Below are 241 nucleotides of genomic sequence, written 5' to 3'. Positions count from 1 at the left end.
GGATCATCCCCGCATGCGCGGGGAGCACAAAGGCCACCCGTGCGGATGGCCTGGTTCAACGGGATCATCCCCGCATGCGCGGGGAGCACCTTTGAATGAGCAGGCAGTCGAGATTCTGCGCAGGATCATCCCCGCATGCGCGGGGAGCACGATTCGCTGATTCCGTATGCCAACAACCCGCGAGGATCATCCCCGCATGCGCGGGGAGCACTCACCTTTTGCCCCTTGTACATGCCAGCCC

Origin of the sequence: Olsenella uli (assembly GCF_901212655.1) — a bacterium.
GTDB lineage: Bacteria > Actinomycetota > Coriobacteriia > Coriobacteriales > Atopobiaceae > Parolsenella > Parolsenella uli_A.
This window is presented reverse-complemented; position numbering follows the sequence as displayed.